The 15,973-nt window shown below is 62.4% G+C and carries 15 protein-coding genes; 5 read left to right on the top strand and 10 right to left on the bottom strand.

Annotation, left to right across the window (positions count from 1 at the left end; genetic code table 11):
• Positions 1-6 precede the first annotated feature (6 nt).
• The gene (holA, locus tag WD767_20735) at positions 7-1,038 is read left to right on the top strand and encodes a DNA polymerase III subunit delta (protein MEX2618519.1); all 1,032 of its coding nucleotides are present in this window, start codon (positions 7-9) and stop codon (positions 1,036-1,038) included.
• A gap of 82 nt (positions 1,039-1,120) precedes the next feature.
• Here the strand turns inward: holA and WD767_20730 are convergent, their stop codons facing one another.
• The 6 genes from WD767_20730 to WD767_20705 form a co-directional block, all read right to left on the bottom strand.
• Entirely contained in the window at positions 1,121-2,023 is a 903-nt protein-coding gene (locus tag WD767_20730; protein ID MEX2618518.1) for a ParB/RepB/Spo0J family partition protein, read from the bottom strand.
• Entirely contained in the window at positions 2,020-2,841 is an 822-nt protein-coding gene (locus tag WD767_20725) for a ParA family protein (protein ID MEX2618517.1), read from the bottom strand. Before WD767_20725 ends, WD767_20730 begins: the two co-directional genes overlap by 4 nt.
• Before the next feature lie 4 nt (positions 2,842-2,845).
• Positions 2,846-3,472, bottom strand: a complete 627-nt coding sequence (gene rsmG / locus WD767_20720) for a 16S rRNA (guanine(527)-N(7))-methyltransferase RsmG (protein ID MEX2618516.1) — start codon at positions 3,470-3,472, stop codon at positions 2,846-2,848.
• Complete coding sequence (mnmG, locus tag WD767_20715) at positions 3,465-5,324, bottom strand: tRNA uridine-5-carboxymethylaminomethyl(34) synthesis enzyme MnmG (protein MEX2618515.1); 1,860 nt, start codon at positions 5,322-5,324, stop codon at positions 3,465-3,467. The genes rsmG and mnmG overlap by 8 nt, the downstream gene beginning before the upstream one ends.
• A 90-nt stretch (positions 5,325-5,414) precedes the next feature.
• A complete protein-coding gene (gene mnmE / locus WD767_20710) occupies positions 5,415-6,746 on the bottom strand; it encodes a tRNA uridine-5-carboxymethylaminomethyl(34) synthesis GTPase MnmE (GenBank protein MEX2618514.1) in 1,332 nt (443 codons plus the stop codon).
• 20 nt (positions 6,747-6,766) lie between these two features.
• Complete coding sequence (locus WD767_20705; GenBank protein ID MEX2618513.1) at positions 6,767-7,009, bottom strand: DUF6489 family protein; 243 nt, start codon at positions 7,007-7,009, stop codon at positions 6,767-6,769.
• A 180-nt stretch (positions 7,010-7,189) separates the two neighbouring features.
• On the opposite strand from WD767_20705, the gene WD767_20700 reads away from it, so the two are divergent.
• The 4 genes from WD767_20700 (at position 7,190) to WD767_20685 (ending at position 11,483) form a co-directional block, all read left to right on the top strand.
• Positions 7,190-9,208, top strand: a complete 2,019-nt coding sequence (locus WD767_20700) for a thioredoxin domain-containing protein (GenBank protein MEX2618512.1) — start codon at positions 7,190-7,192, stop codon at positions 9,206-9,208.
• 11 nt (positions 9,209-9,219) lie between these two features.
• Positions 9,220-9,678: a methylated-DNA--[protein]-cysteine S-methyltransferase gene (locus WD767_20695; GenBank protein MEX2618511.1), complete on the top strand. Its 459-nt coding sequence runs from the start codon at positions 9,220-9,222 to the stop codon at positions 9,676-9,678.
• A gap of 88 nt (positions 9,679-9,766) precedes the next feature.
• Positions 9,767-10,459, top strand: a complete 693-nt coding sequence (locus WD767_20690) for a dienelactone hydrolase family protein (protein ID MEX2618510.1) — start codon at positions 9,767-9,769, stop codon at positions 10,457-10,459.
• 52 nt (positions 10,460-10,511) lie between these two features.
• On the top strand, positions 10,512-11,483 hold the full coding sequence (locus WD767_20685) for a quinone oxidoreductase (protein MEX2618509.1): 972 nt from the start codon (positions 10,512-10,514) through the stop codon (positions 11,481-11,483).
• A 290-nt stretch (positions 11,484-11,773) separates the two neighbouring features.
• Here the strand turns inward: WD767_20685 and rho are convergent, their stop codons facing one another.
• The 4 genes from rho to hemE form a co-directional block, all read right to left on the bottom strand.
• Positions 11,774-13,030 carry a transcription termination factor Rho gene (gene rho, locus WD767_20680; protein ID MEX2618508.1) on the bottom strand — a complete coding sequence of 419 codons (1,257 nt, stop codon included), beginning with the start codon at positions 13,028-13,030 and terminating at the stop codon, positions 11,774-11,776.
• Between the two features lie 232 nt (positions 13,031-13,262).
• Entirely contained in the window at positions 13,263-13,709 is a 447-nt protein-coding gene (gene hemJ / locus WD767_20675) for a protoporphyrinogen oxidase HemJ (GenBank protein MEX2618507.1), read from the bottom strand.
• Between the two features lie 15 nt (positions 13,710-13,724).
• The gene (hemH, locus tag WD767_20670) at positions 13,725-14,771 is read right to left on the bottom strand and encodes a ferrochelatase (protein MEX2618506.1); all 1,047 of its coding nucleotides are present in this window, start codon (positions 14,769-14,771) and stop codon (positions 13,725-13,727) included.
• The gene (hemE, locus tag WD767_20665; GenBank protein MEX2618505.1) at positions 14,768-15,805 is read right to left on the bottom strand and encodes a uroporphyrinogen decarboxylase; all 1,038 of its coding nucleotides are present in this window, start codon (positions 15,803-15,805) and stop codon (positions 14,768-14,770) included. The genes hemH and hemE overlap by 4 nt, the downstream gene beginning before the upstream one ends.
• Between the last annotated feature and the right edge of the window lie 168 nt (positions 15,806-15,973).

The following is a 15,973-nucleotide window of genomic DNA, read 5'->3' as shown; positions in this document are numbered from 1 at the left end:
AAGGGCATGAAGGTTGCGGTCGGGCGGATCGATGCTTTTTTGCGCGCACCGGATAGCGCCGCCCGCGCCATTCTGGTCTATGGTCCCGATACCGGACTGGTCCGCGAACGGGCGGATATCCTCGCCCGGACCGTTGTGGCGGATATTGCAGACCCTTTCCTGGTCGCCGAACTGTCGCCGTCGCAGCTTCGCGATATCCCGACGCTGATCGCGGACGAGGCGGCGGCGATTGCCCTGACCGGAGGACGCCGCGTCGTCCGGATTCGCGAGGGGACCGACGCCATCGCGGTCCCGCTGGAACAGTTTCTGGAAGACTCGCCCGGCGACGCGCTTGTCATTGTCCAGGCCGGCGATATCAACCCCCGCGCCGCCCTGCGGAAGATTTTCGAGGCCGCGCCGAACGCGGCCGCCATTCCCTGTTACGTTGACGACGAACGCGCGCTGGAACGGGTCATCCGCGATACGCTGGCCGCGGAGAAGATACGCGTCACCCCGGACGCCATGGCGTACCTCTGCGCCAATCTCGGCGCCGATCGCGGCCTCAGCCGGTCCGAACTGGAAAAACTGGCGCTGTATGCGGGGCCGGGCACGGAGGTGACCCTTGCCGACGCCGCCGCGGCCGTCGGCAATTCCAGCGCGTTATCGCTGGACAACGTCGTCATGGCCGCGGCCGGCGGCGATGCCATGGCCGCGGATCGCGCCCTGACCCGCAGCTATCAGGAAGGCGTCAACCCGGTCACGGTGTTGCGGGCCTTGGCGCGGCACCTGATAAGGCTTCAACTGGCGCGGGCGCATATCGATTCCGGCGCGGCTCCGGACGTGGCCGTAAAGGCAATACGGCCGCCGATCTTCTTCAAGGCGGTCCCATCGTTCCTGAGCCAGTTGCGCGGCTGGAACATGGGCCGGCTGGCGCAGGCCCTTAGTCTGGTTCTGGAAGCGGAACAGCAGTGCAAGCGAACCGGTGCGCCGGCCGAATCCCTGTGCAGCCGCGTGACCCTGCAGATTTCCCGCCTGGGCGCCCCGCGGGCGCGCGGTTAGATCAGATCGTGGTTTGTTGAAATCGCCTGTGGCGATTCGACAATCACGTGAATCTGACCTATCTTATTGAAAATAGAGCACATCAGGAATCGGCGCCGCGGTGATGCCGGGGACCATGGGTCAGCCGGTGCAGCACATCGTCCAGCTGGTCCAGGGTTTCGTAGTCAACTTTCAGCGATCCGCCCTCGCCGCGTATCTGGATACTGACCTTCAGCCCCAGAAGCTGCGACAGGTTGTTTTCCAGCGCCGCTGTATTGGGGTCCTTGTCCGGCAGGCGCCGGGCGCGGGCCGTCGCCGGTTTTCCCGACTTTGCCAATTGCTCCGCCTGTCGGACGTTCAGCCCGCGCTGTACGATCTGCCGCGCCAGGTCTTCGGGATTTTCCGCCGTTACGAGCGTACGCGCATGCCCCGCGGACAGGACGCCCTCGTTCACCTGCTCCTGCACCCGCGCGGGCAGGGTCAGCAGCCGCAGCAGATTGGCGATGTGGCTGCGGCTCTTGCCGACAGCCTGCGCCAGGGCGTCCTGGGTATGGTTGAATTCGTCCATCAGCCGCTGATAACCGCGCGCTTCCTCAATCGGCGTCAGGTCCTCGCGCTGGATATTCTCGACCAGCGCGATTTCCAGTGCTTCCCGGTCGGTCAGCTCCTTGATGACCACCGGAACCTCGCGCAGCAATGCCTGCTGCGCCGCGCGCCAGCGTCGTTCGCCGGCGACAATTTCGTACGCGTTCGGCTGTACCGGGTGCCGGCGCACCAGCAATGGCTGCAGGATGCCCTTTTCGCGGACCGATTCCACCAGCGCCGCGATGGAGTCTGACTCGAATCGTTTCCGGGGCTGGCTCGACCCCGGGTGCAGCAGTTCGACCGGCACCGTCTTGGAGGTCCGTAACCGGTCGAGCGACGCGTAATCCTCCTCCTCGTCACCGAGAAGGGCCGAAAGGCCCCGGCCCAGGCCGCGCCGCCTGGCTTCGTCCGCCGCCATCATGCCGCCGCTTTCCGTTCCCGGCGCAGCATTTCGCCCGCCAGATGGATATAGGCCTGGCTGCCGGCGCAGCGCCAGTCATACAGCAGGACGGGCCGGCCATGCGACGGCGCCTCGGAAACCCGTACATTCCGGGGGATGACAGTGCGGTAGACCTTGTCGCCGAAATGTTCGCGCACATCGGCCGCCACCATATCGGACAGGTTGTTGCGGCCGTCATACATGGTCAGCACGACCCCCTGGATCTCAAGGGCCGGGTTGAAGGCGCGCCTGATCCGCTCGATGGTGCGGACCAGATGGCTCAACCCCTCCAGCGCGTAATATTCGCATTGCAGCGGCACCAGCACCGCATCCGCCAGGCACAAGGCATTCAGCGTCAGCAGGCCCAGCGCGGGCGGGCAGTCGATCAGCACGAAATCATAGTCGAAACAGTCCGGCCGGATCGCGTTGACCAGCCGATATTCCCGTTCCGGCATCGAAATCAGCTCAAGCTCGGCGCCGGCGAGATCGACGGAAGAGGGAATGATCGCGAGACCGGGAACAATTGTGTCGCGCACCGCGTCCGCCAGTTGCGCATTGCCCAGCAACAGGTCATAGGTCGTGACGCTGCGCGCATTACGTTCGATACCGAGCCCGGTGCTCGCATTACCCTGCGGGTCGAGGTCGATAATAAGTACTTTCTTGTTTGTCGCCGCCATCGCGGTCGCGAGATTGACCGTCGTCGTGGTTTTGCCGACGCCGCCCTTCTGATTGGCGACCGCCAGGATACGGGTGCGCTTCCCTGTCGTCGGTGCCGGGGCCGTGACGGAGGCCGGCGCCAGATCTTCAATGAGGGTGGACACGGGATATAGCCTCCAATCGCACAATACTGCCTTCGGGATCTGTCAGGCTGGAAAAGATATCATACGTAATGTTCCATCTTTTTTGCGTTTCCGTCAATTCATCATCGACACGGCGCCCTTTCAAAAAGAGACAGAGAGTGTCGGATGTCACAAAGGATTCGGCATATTCCAGAAGAATTGGCAGAGGCGCAAGGGCCCGCGCCGTGACAACATCCGCTTTCCAGCCTGTCAGCGCCTCCGCGCGGGCCGTATGAACCGTCACGGGCGCCCCCGTAATACGCGCGGCCTCGCGCAGGAAAGCGCCTTTTCGGTGGTTCGATTCGATCAGATGGGTTTCGGGCATGCCCATGATGGCAAGCACCATGCCGGGAAAGCCCGCGCCGCTGCCGAAATCCACCAGGACCCGCGCGTCCTCGGGGATATGTCGCCGCAATTGGGCCGAGTCGAGCATATGGCGGGTCCACAAATCGTCCAGGGTCGACGCGCCGACAAGATTGATTCGCTTCGACCATTTCCGTAGCAGGTCCGCATAGGCGGCGAGCCGGTCAAGTGTTTCACGTGAAACATCGGTGGCGGCCCGGAATGCCGCCAAACCGGATTCGTCAGACACGGGCGGCGCCGCGCTGGACATATCGCAGCAGGGCAATCGTGGCCGCAGGCGTCACACCGGAAATCCGCGCCGCCGCGCCCAGTGTACGCGGCCGTGCCGCCTGGAGTTTCTGCCGCACTTCCGTGGAAAGGCCGCCGACCGATTCGTAATCGATACCGGACGGCAGAACGAGCTGGTCGTCACGCCGGTAGGCGAGGATATCCGCGTCCTGTCGCGCCATATATCCGCTATACCGCCCGTCGATGGTCAGCTGTTCGGCAATCTCCGGCGCAAGCGATCCCAGCGCCGGCCAGATACCGGCCAGCCGGTCGAGATCGATCTCCGGAAATCCGAGGAGCGCCGTCACGTCCCGGACCACGCCATCCGCCTTCACCGCGATGCCGTGCCGGGCCAGCATGTTTGGACTCGCCCGCAGGGACCGCGCCAGGTCGCGCGCCGCCGCCAAAGCCCGCTCCTTGCGATGCCATGCCGCGAGCCGGACCTCCGACAGGCAGCCGATAGCCGCGCCGATCGGGCTCAGGCGCTGATCCGCGTTGTCCGCCCGCAACCGCAACCGGTATTCGGCCCGAGAGGTGAACATGCGATAAGGTTCGTTCGCGCCTCGGGTGACGAGATCGTCGATCAGGACCCCGATATACGCATCGGCCCGGTCCAGGATTAAAGGCTCCCGCCCCGCGACGGCCAGCGCCGCATTCAGCCCCGCCATCAGCCCCTGCGCCGCGGCTTCTTCATACCCCGTCGTACCATTAATCTGCCCCGCAAAATAAAGCCCCGGAATCTTGCGGGTCTCCAGCGAATGGTTCAACGCGCGCGGATCCACATAGTCATATTCAATCGCATACCCCGGCCGGATCATGACCGCATTTTCCAGTCCCGAAATCGTCTTCAGCAAAGCCAGTTGCACGTCACGGGGCAGGGAGGTCGAAATTCCATTTGGATAGACCGTGAAATCGTCCAGCCCCTCCGGCTCCAGGAATATCTGATGCCCGGACTTGTCAGCGAAGCGGACGACCTTGTCCTCGATCGACGGGCAATAGCGCGGACCGGTGCCCGCAATCTGGCCGGAATACATTGGCGCGCGATCAAGGTTTGCCCGGATCAGGTCATGGCCCGCAGGGGTCGTCGTGGTGATATGGCAGTTGACCTGCCGCTGCGTGATGCGATCCGTCAGGGTCGAAAACGGTACCGGCCTGTCGTCGCCAGGCTGTACGGTCAGCCCGGTATAGTCGATGGTACGGCCATCCAGCCGCGGCGGCGTCCCGGTCTTCAGCCGGCCGAGCGGAAACCCGAACCGGGCCAGCGTGGCCGACAGGCCGGTGGACGGCGCTTCGCCGACACGGCCGGCTGGAATTTTCTCGTCACCGATATGAATCAGCCCGCCCAGAAACGTCCCCGTTGTCAGCACGACTGCCCGGGCCGAAAGACGCGCCCCGTCTGCCGTGACGATCCCGCAAACCCGGCCGCTATCGTCGAGCAGCAGGTCCTCTACCGCCGCTCCCCGGATTTCAAGGTTCGCCTGCAGGGCGATGCCGTCCTGCATCGCCTCGCGATACAGCTTGCGATCCGCCTGGGCCCGGGGACCGCGCACCGCAGGACCCTTTCGCTGGTTCAGCATCCGGAACTGGATACCGGCACGGTCGATGACGCGGCTCATAACCCCATCCAGCGCGTCGATTTCGCGGACCAGATGCCCCTTGCCGAGGCCGCCGATGGCCGGGTTGCACGACATTTCGCCGATGGTTTCCGGCCTGTGCGTCGCCAGCAGGGTCCGCGCGCCAATACGCGCCGCGGCTGCCGCCGCCTCACACCCGGCGTGACCGCCACCCACAACAATGACATCCCAATGTAACATGGCGCGCAATCTACTGCCGGTCCCAAAACAAGTCAAAGCCCTGATGGCGCATTCAAACCGCCAATTGTTTCACGTGAAACACCATCGCGCTCACTTGCCGATACAGAACTCCCGGAAGATCACATCCAGCAGATCCTCGACATCCACCGTCCCGGTGATCCGCCCCAGCGCCCGCACCGCCAGCCGAAGATCCTCCGCCGCCAGTTCCGGCAACGGCGCCGACGCGGCCCGGACCAGCGCATCCCGGCAATCCTCGATCGCCCGGCGATGGCGAACCCGGGTGATCATGGGCGCGCCGGAGACGTCAAAGCGATCCGCGACGGCCTTGCCAAGTACCGCCAGCAAACAATCGATTCCGGCGCCGCTACGGACCGACACCGGACACACGGCGAGGGCAGGGGACGCGAAGACCGGATCCTCCCTTACCGGACAAAGATCGATCTTGTTCACCACGAGAATGGTATCCCCATCGACCAGATCGGCCGCCCCGAATTCCGCCGGCATCGCCGCGTCGCAGACGACCAGTTTCAGGTCCACATCCCGCGCCCGCGCCCGCGCCCGCAGCACCCCTTCGGCCTCGACCGCATCGCCGGACTCCCGGATCCCGGCGGTATCCGCCAGCACCACGGGAAAACCGCCCATATCCAGATGCACCTCGACAATATCCCGCGTCGTCCCCGCCTGGGCTGACACGATCGCCGCGTCGCGCCGAGACAACAGGTTCAGCAGGCTCGACTTCCCGACATTGGGCGCGCCGAGAATCGCGATCTGGACGCCATCACGAAGCCGTTCCCCGCGACGATTATCCGCTAAATGTAGGGATAGTTCATCGGTGACGCCCAATATACCCTGTTCGGCAGCGGTCATGACCGACTCCGGCAATTCCTCGTCGGGAAAATCGATCAGCGCCTCGACATGCGCCAGCACCCGCACAAGGCGGGCCCGCCAGCCCTCATACAGTGCACCCAGGGCGCCGCTGCTCTGCCGCAACGCCTGTCGCCTCTGGGCTTCCGTATCGGCGTCGATCAGGTCGATCAGCCCCTCGGCTTCGGTAAGATCGAGCTTCCCGGCAAGAAACGCGCGCCGGGTAAAATCACCGGGCCCCGCCATGACCAGATCCGGTTGCCGCGACAGCGCGGCGAGCACCCCCCCGATAACCGCCTGGCCGCCATGAATATGCAGTTCCAGCACATCCTCGCCCGTAAAGCTCCCCGGCGCCGGGAACCAGAGCGCCAGACCGTCGTCCAGCGCATCGCCGCTGTCCGGATCGCGCAGCCGGACCCTCGTCGCAACCCGGGGCGCCGGCAGCGGCCTGCCCGAAAAGGCTGTACAGGCCGCGCCTGCCGACGGACCGGACAGCCGTATGACGGCAACGCCGGCGCGGCCGGATCCGCTCGACAAGGCGAAGATGGTGTCACTCATGGAAACGGCCGCAAACTGCCCTATTTGTCGCTCTTGCCGCCGGAAAACTGAGACCAGAACGCCTTCTGCATCTGTTCGAGTCCCTGGACGCCGGCCGGCAGCCACGCCTTCAGCAGGGCCTCCGTATCGCGCCCCGCCAGCGCGTCCGACAGCCGGTCCTGAAGCTGCAGCATCAGGGCTTCCTGCATCGGCGCGACATCCGGAAGACCGAGAAACTGGCGCGCCTCATCGGGCGTGCAATCAACTTCTATCTGGAATTTCATAGCCGATATCCTCGCAGTCCATTATCAAAGGTTTGTGTGCCCGGTCGATTTTACCGCCCCGTTCCAGTACGATAACAGGGATATGGCCCGCCGGGTCGAAAAACGATGATACCTCTATATATAGCATGAGAGGGTGCATCTTTAATCGCCCATCCGCTGCCTGCAAGGAAACCGTCTTCCATGACACGCAATTACCTCGCCGAGGAAACCAGCCCGTACCTCCTGCAACACAAGGATAACCCGGTCCACTGGCGACCATGGGGCGAGGAGGCGCTGGCCGCGTCGAAGGAAACCGGAAAACCGATCCTCTTATCTATTGGTTATGCCGCCTGCCACTGGTGCCATGTGATGGCGCATGAAAGTTTTGAAAACGCCGACATCGCTTCTGTCATGAATGAGCTGTTTATCAACATCAAGGTCGACCGCGAGGAACGGCCCGATATCGACGTGATCTATCAGGCCGCCCTCCAGATGCTCGGCGAACAGGGCGGCTGGCCCCTGACGATGTTCCTGAACGATGCGGGCGAACCGTTCTGGGGCGGCACTTACTTTCCCGCGACACCCCGTTTCGGCCGCCCGGCCTTTACCGATGTCCTGAAGGGGATCGCCGGCGTCTACAGGGAAGACCCCGAACGGGTCCGGAACAACACAACCGCGCTGGTTGATGGCCTGAAGCGTCTGGGCCAGTCGGAATCCGGCGGCGAAATCCCGTCCGCCCGCATGAACATGGTCGCCGAACGGCTGGTCCGCGAAGTCGACCCTGTGCATGGCGGTATCGGCGGCGCCCCGAAATTCCCCCAGCCTTCCTTCCTCGAACAACTCTGGCGCGCCTATAAACGCACCGGCCAGAAAACCTATGCGGACGCGGTGCTGCTGTCGGCGGTCCGGATGTGCCAGGGCGGCATCTACGACCATTTGCGCGGGGGCCTGGCCCGTTATTCGACCGACGAGCGCTGGCTCGCGCCCCATTTTGAAAAAATGCTGTACGACAACGCGCAGCTGGTCGATCTGCTGACATTGCTGTGGCAGGAAACCCGCGATCCACTGTTCGCGCAGCGCGTCGCCGAAACAGTCGACTGGGTCTTGGGCGATATGACCGACCCCGACGGCGCCTTCTACAGCTCCCTGGACGCGGACAGCGAAGGCGAGGAAGGCAGGTTCTGCGTCTGGTCCGAGGCGGAAATCGATGCCGCGCTGGGCCCCGACGCGACACTGTTCAAGAAATACTACGACGTTTCCGCCGCAGGAAACTGGGAAGGCCATAACATACTGAACAGGCTGAATAATATTGAACTGGCCAATGACGAAATCGAAGCCATCCTGGCTTCCTGCCGGCGCACCCTGCTAGCCATCCGCGAGGCCCGGATCCAGCCCGGCAAGGACGACAAGGTCCTCGCGGACTGGAACGGCCTGATGATCGCCGCGCTGGTGAACGCGGGGGCGGCATTCGGGCGCCAGGACTGGATCGACGCCGGCGCCCGCGCCTTCGCCTTCGTACATGACCGGATGAGCGTCGACGGCAGGCTGCGCCACGCCTGGCGCGCCGGAAAACTCAATCACCCGGCCACGCTGGACGATTACGCGGCAATGTGCCGGGCAGCGCTGGCCCTGTCCGAGGTCCGCGGTGACCCGGCCTATCGCGCCGCCGCGACGGCCTGGCTCGAAATCGTCGAACGGCATTACGCCGATACGACGGGCGGCGGTTACTTCCTCGCGGCGGACGATACGCCCGGCCTGATCGCCCGCACCAAATCGGCCGCGGATAATGCGGTGCCGTCCGGCAACGGGATGCTGACCGCGGTGTTCGCCCGACTGTACTACCTGACCGGCGACAAGTCGTACCTGGACCGCGCGCAGGGCATCATCGCCGCTTTTTCGGGCGAACTGGACCGCAACGTCTTTCCGCTCTCGACCCTGCTGAACGCCAACGACCTGCTGCGCAACGCGGTACAGGTCGTGATTGCCGGTGCGCCCGATGCCGACGATACGCAGACATTGCGCCGTGCCGTGACCGATGTCTGCCTGCCCAACCGCATCCTCACCGTTCTGCCGCCGGATACCGACCTGCCTGCCACCCATCCTGCCCATGGAAAGGGCATGGTCGACGGCCGGCCCGCTGCCTATGTCTGCCAGGGCATGATCTGTTCACCGCCCCTGACCGACGCCGGCGACCTCCGGACCGACCTCGCTACCCGGTAGAGAGCCCGGAGATGGAAACCATTGTCCTTCACAGCCCTGTCGGCCCCGTTCATGTGACGGCCGATGCCGCCGTCATCCACAGGATCTCAATCGGTACCGGCCCGGCGGAAACCCGGGAAACATCGCTGCTGCGCCGCGCCGCGGACCAGCTGACCGGCTATTTCGCCGGCGCCGCCCGGACATTCGACCTGCCGCTTGTCCCGCCGGAAACCCCGTTCCAGGTCAGGGTCCGCGCAGCCATGATCGCCATTCCCTATGGCGAGACCATCTCCTATGGCGCCCTCGCGAAGCAGATCGGCGGCGTCGCCCGCGCCGTGGGTCAGGCCTGCGCCCATAACCCGGTCCCGATCATCGTCCCGTGCCACAGGGTTCTCGCCGCCGGCGGCGCCATCGGCGGCTTTTCCGGCGGCGACGGGACACCCACGAAACGCGCACTCCTCGCGCATGAGGCCGGCGCTATCTTCGCGTGAATCGCTGCAACAGGATGACATCGTCCGATCACGGCGATACTCTGCCGGAGGGTTATCCAAAGACGGAAAAAGACGGGAGACCAAACGCATGCCTGACATCACGATACACGGCCCCGATGGCGACTTTTCAGCCTATCTGGCGATGCCTTCCGGCGGACAAGGACCGGGCATTATCGCCATCCAGGAAATATTCGGCGTCAATGCCGATATGCGCGCGCACTGCGACCGGTTTGCCGCCATGGGCTATATCGCAATCAGCCCCGACCTCTTCTGGCGCCAGGAACCTGGAATCCAGATTACCGACCAGAGCGAGGCGGAATGGCAGCAGGCCTTCAAGCTGTACCAGGGCTTCGATGTGGACAAGGGCGTCGAGGACCTGAAGGCGACGCTGGCCCATCTGCGCGGCGTCGACGGCTGCAACGGCAAGGCCGGCACGGTCGGTTTCTGCCTCGGCGGGCTGCTGGCCTATCTCATGGCCTGCGAAACGGACGCGGATTGCAACGTCAGTTACTACGGAGTCGGCATTAACGAGAAGCTGGATCTGGCCAAAAAGATCACAGCGCCGACGATCCTGCATATTGCCGAAGAGGACGAATTTGTCGACACGGCGGCGCAGGACGCCATCAAAAAAGGCCTGGCCGGTCATCCGGACGTGACCTGCTACAGCTATCCGGGCGTCAATCACGCCTTTACCCGAAACAACGGCGTCCACTACGACGAAGCCGCCGCGAAACTTGCGCATGACCGGACGGCGGCGGCTTTTTCCGCGGCGCTGCGCTAGCTCCGTGTAAGTTTACAGACCAGACAAGCAGGCCAACAGACAGGGAATATCCATGACGCACGCAATACGCATTCACGAACAGGGCGGCCCCGAGGTTATGAAATGGGAGGAAGTCGATGTGGCCGCACCCGGACCGGGGCAGGTCAGCATCGCGCACACAGCCGTGGGCCTGAACTATATCGATTGCTACCACCGCAGCGGCCTGTATCCCCTGCCGATGCCCGCCGGCATCGGCATGGAAGCCGCCGGTATTGTCGAGGCCGTCGGCGACGGCGTCACCAGCGTCAATACCGGCGACCGGGTCGCCTATGCCGCCGGCCCGCCAGGATCCTATGCCGAGAAGCGGGTCATCGAGGCCGCCAAGGTCGTCAAACTGCCGGACGACATTTCGGATGAAACGGCGGCCGCGATGATGCTGCAGGGCATGACGGTCGAATACCTGATCCGCCGCACCTATGCCGTAAAATCCGGCGACATCGTGCTGTTCCACGCGGCCGCCGGCGGCGTCGGCCTGATCGCGTGCCAATGGCTGAAACAGATCGGCGCCACGGTCATCGGCACCGTCGGATCCGACGAGAAGGCGGCAATCGCCCAGGCGCATGGCTGCGATCATCCTATTGTCTACACGCGGGAGAACTTCCCGGAACGGGTACGCGAAATCACCGGCGGCAAGGGCGTTCCGGTCGTCTACGATTCGATCGGCAACGACACCTACCAGGGCACGCTCGATTGCCTGTCACCCCGCGGCATGTTCGTTTCCTTCGGCAATGCGTCGGGCCCGATCAAGAACTTCGATGTCGGCCAGCTTGCCGCCAAGGGATCGCTGTACCTGACCCGTCCCAGCCTTGTATCGTATACGAGCACGCCGGCGGACCTGAAGGAAAGCGCCACCGCCCTGTTCGACGCGGTCGCCAGGGGCCTGAAAATCGAAATCAACCAGCGCTACGCATTGCAGGACGCCGCACAGTCACACCGTGACCTGGAAGGCCGGAAGACCACCGGATCGACGATTCTGTTACCGTAAACCCGCTGAATCGGGGCGGAATTAGGGGTGGCGCCTAATGCACTACCCCTTTTTCTTGTTTTCATGGCAATCCGGGCGCACAGGCCTTCCCGAGCGGTTTGCATGCGGGACACGGCGGCGGCGGTTGCGAACTATGCATGACACACAGCCCGCCCTTATTAACTTCATATGAAGTTAATAAGGGCGCCATTAACCGGAATAAATATACATATAGTGGGAAGCGACCGGATTATCACCAGACTTAGGCGAAATCCCTGGAGCACATCAGAACCGAAACGCCCTGACGGAACCTACTGGTTCATCGAATCGAAGAATTCGGCGTTGTTCTTCGTCCGCTTGAGCTTCTCCAGCAGGAACTCCATGCTGTCATTGACCCCCATCGGGTTGAGGATCCGCCGCAGCATCCACATCTTGGCCATTTCGCCCTTGTCGACGATAAGCTCTTCCTTGCGAGTGCCCGATTTCGTGATATCGATGGACGGAAAGACCCGCTTGTCGGACAATTTCCGGTCGAGGACGATTTCCGCGTTACCGGTGCCCTTGAATTCCTCGAAAATCACTTCGTCCATCCGGCTGCCGGTATCGATCAGCGCCGTGGCGATAATCGTCAGCGATCCGCCTTCCTCGATATTCCGGGCCGCGCCGAAAAAACGCTTCGGGCGCTGCAGCGCGTTGGCGTCCACGCCGCCGGTCAGGACCTTGCCCGAACTCGGCACGACGGTATTATAGGCCCGCGCAAGGCGCGTGATGGAATCAAGCAGAATGACAACATCGCGCTTGTGCTCAACCAGCCGCTTTGCCTTCTGAATCACCATTTCGGCGACCTGGACATGGCGCTGCGCTGGTTCGTCGAAGGTCGAACTCACGACCTCGCCCCGCACCGAGCGTTGCATGTCCGTAACTTCTTCCGGCCGTTCGTCGATCAGCAGGACAATCAGATAGATTTCCTTGTTGTTCCTGGTAATCGCATCCGCGATGCTCTGCAGCATCACGGTCTTGCCGGTTCGCGGCTGCGCCACGATAAGCGCGCGCTGGCCCTTGCCAAGCGGCGCGATCAGTTCGATGACCCGCGCCGACATATCCTTGTTTTCCGGATCGTCGCGTTCAAGTTTCAGGCGTTCATCGGGATACAGCGGCGTCAGGTTATCGAAATTGATCCGATGCCGCACTGTATCGGGTTCGTCGAAATTGATCTTGTTGACGGTCAACAGGGCGAAGTACCGCTCGCCATCCTTCGGCGCGCGGATCTGGCCGTCGACCGTATCGCCGGTCCGCAACCCGAACCGCCGGATCTGGTTCGGACTGACATAGATGTCGTCCGGGCCGGGCAGATAGTTCGATTCCGGCGACCGCAGAAAGCCGAAACCGTCCGACAGGACCTCGATAACACCATCCCCGAAAATGGCGACATCGTTCGTCGCCAGCTGTTTTAGAATCGCGAACATCATGTCCTGCTTGCGCAGGACGCTTGCATTCTCGATTTCAAGTTCCTCGGCAAACGCCAGAAGCGCTGCCGGAGTCTTTTCTTTCAAATCCTGAAGTTGCATATCGCCATCACAGATGAAGGGGAATCGGGTGGAAAACCGCCACAAGCGCTTGAAACGCGTCTAGACCACTCTGATTCGAGCTGTCGTCTGAAGTGTACGGATTAATGTGCTGAGACCAAAACGCCAGCGCACAGCCAGCATAAACAACGCTCCATGCCGGACCGCTATCCTCATCGTTAAATACGGATTCATTTCCCGTATTTCAAGCACTACTTTATCATCGCTTTTTACACTAACTGAAATAGGCCGGGAAAGGTTTCACGACAACCAGGACAACTATCAGAATCATGGCGACGGTCGGCGCCTCATTGGCGATCCGATAAAACCTCTCGCTTCGCACGTTCCGGTCGGCCTCGAATGCCTTGCGCCAGCGGCCGAACGCATGGTGCATTCCCGACAGGATGACGACAAGGGCCAGCTTGGCCAGCAGCCATGGCTCGGTCCAGAAGTCGCCGATCCATGCCAGTGCAGAACCGCTGATCCAGACAACGATCATCGCCGGATTCATGATCGCGCGCAGCAGACGGCGTTCCATGACCTTGAAGGTCTCGGATTTCTCAGAACCCGCTTCCGCCGCGCAATGATAAATAAACAGCCGCGGCAGATACAGCAAACCCGCCATCCAGGCGATCACGGCGATTATATGGAGCGCCTTTATCCACTCGTAATACGCTGCCACCGGTCCCGCCCATCCCTATTTCGAAAAGGCGCAGACGCCCAGATTGGCCGGACATATCCGGCGGCCCTCGCCGCTGACCAGACAGGCGGATCCCTTCAGGACACGCCGGACCGATTTCGCCAGTCCACTGATGAATACCGCATCCGCGCAAACCGTGCTGACCCGGTAATAATGCGGAACCCCGGCCTTTTCCGCCAATTCGCGATATTCGATATCCAGCTCCACCAGGGTTTCGGAATGTTCGGATGTAAAGGCGATCGGCACCATTACAACAGGAACATTATCCCGTCCCGCCTGCGCCAGCGCGTCCTCCGTATAGGGACGCAGCCATTCCAGGCTACCCACCCTGCTCTGAAAACATATCTGCCAGTCCAGACTGTCGTCGCCAATTTCCGCAACGACGCTCCTGACCGTTTCTTCCACCTGCCACTGATACGGATCGCCCGCTTCGACAAATTTCTTCGGCAGACCATGGGCGGAAAACAGCACACGGGGCACGCCGCCCGATGAACCAGTCTTTTCCACCGCCTGCCGCACCAGCGACGCGACGGACTGCACAAACCCGGCATTGCGCGGATAACAACACACGGTCCGTGTCTCGACCGTCAACCCGCCCCTGGCCGCGGCTTCCCGCCAGTTGCCGAGCGACGAACCCGTTGTCGTACCCGAATACTGCGGATACAGCGGCAGCAGGACGATACGGTCCGGCGCAAACGCCTTCACCGCGGCAACGGTCTCATCGGCCATGGGATGCCAGTATCGCATCGCGATAAAACACCGGAATTCCCCCGTATCGGCAGGATCGTTCAACCGCTTTTCAAGGGCCCGCGCCTGCAATTTCGTATTCTCGAGCAAGGGAGACGATCCGCCGATCCGCCGGTAGATGTCCTGCGCCACCGGCGCCCGGCGGCTCGAAATGACCTTCGCCAGCAACCAGCGCATGGGCCGCGACAGGTTGATGATCGCCGGATCGTTAAACAGGTTGAACAGGAACGGGCGCACGGCATCCAGACTGTCCGGACCGCCCAGATTGAACAGGACGACGGCCGTCTTGCGGCTCATCGGATAAAACTCCGCCGAACGAAACCAATCATCTGCTCCACATGCGCCGGCGGCGTTTCCTTGATGATCCCGTGACCCAGGTTGAAAATAAACGGTCCGTGGCCAAGGTCGTCAAGGATATGGCTGATACCGTCTTCCATTGGCTGTCCTCCCTCCAGCAGCAGCATCGGATCCAGATTACCCTGAACCGGCAGTTTTTCCTGCAGTGAACTCGCGGCCCAGCCGGTCGGCACCGTCGTGTCCAGGCTGATCGCCGTGACGCCCGTCATCGCGGCATATTCCGCATAATACAGCCCGGCGCCGCGTGGAAACCCGATAACAGGCACATCCGGATAACGCCGCCGCACCGAATCCACAATCCGGCGCGTCGGCTCGATAATCCATCGCCGGAATGCTGTATCCGGCAGAACGCCCGCCCAACTGTCGAACAGCTGCACCACCTCCGCCCCCGCTTCGATCTGTGCACAAAGGTGCTGCGATATCGCTTCGGTCAACAGATCGATCAGCGCACCAAATCCGGCAGGGTCGGCGAAGCCCCACCCCTTTGTCGCCGCGAAATCCCGGCTACTGCCCCCTTCAACCATATAGGTCGCGACAGTCCAGGGCGCGCCGGAAAACCCGATCAGCGTCACGTCCCGCGGCAGGGCAACGGTCAGATCGGCAACCGCCTGGTACACCGGCGCCAGCCGCGCCGCCATCCCGGTAATATCCAGCGCCTTCAACGATGCCGTATCCCGGACCGGCGACAGCTTCGGCCCCTCGTTTTCGACGAACCAGACATCCTGTCCAAGCCCGTGCGGCACCACAAGGATATCTGAAAACAGGATCGCGGCATCGAACCCGAACCGCCGGATCGGTTGCATGGTAACCTCTACCGCAAGCCTGGGACTGTAACACAGGTCGAGGAAGGAACCGGCCTCCGCCCTGACCTTACGGTATTCCGGCAGATACCGTCCCGCCTGCCGCATCAGCCAGATCGGGGGTTGCGCCAGTGCTTCACCGGCGAGGGCGCGGAGCAGCTTCTTTTCAGTCATTCGTTCGATGTTCCGATTGCGACACGGGCATGGTTATACACGGCATCACTACACTAATTTTTTTCATTTTGAAAAAGATGTAGTGGAGGTTGTGGTGTGGATACGGGGGATTATTAGTTTTCCCGGAGTTACACACCGCCTCCCCGCCCCGCCAGTCCACACTGTGCA

It is taken from the genome of Alphaproteobacteria bacterium (assembly GCA_040905865.1).
In the GTDB taxonomy this organism is placed as follows: Bacteria; Pseudomonadota; Alphaproteobacteria; order UBA8366.
This window is presented reverse-complemented; position numbering and strand designations above follow the sequence as displayed.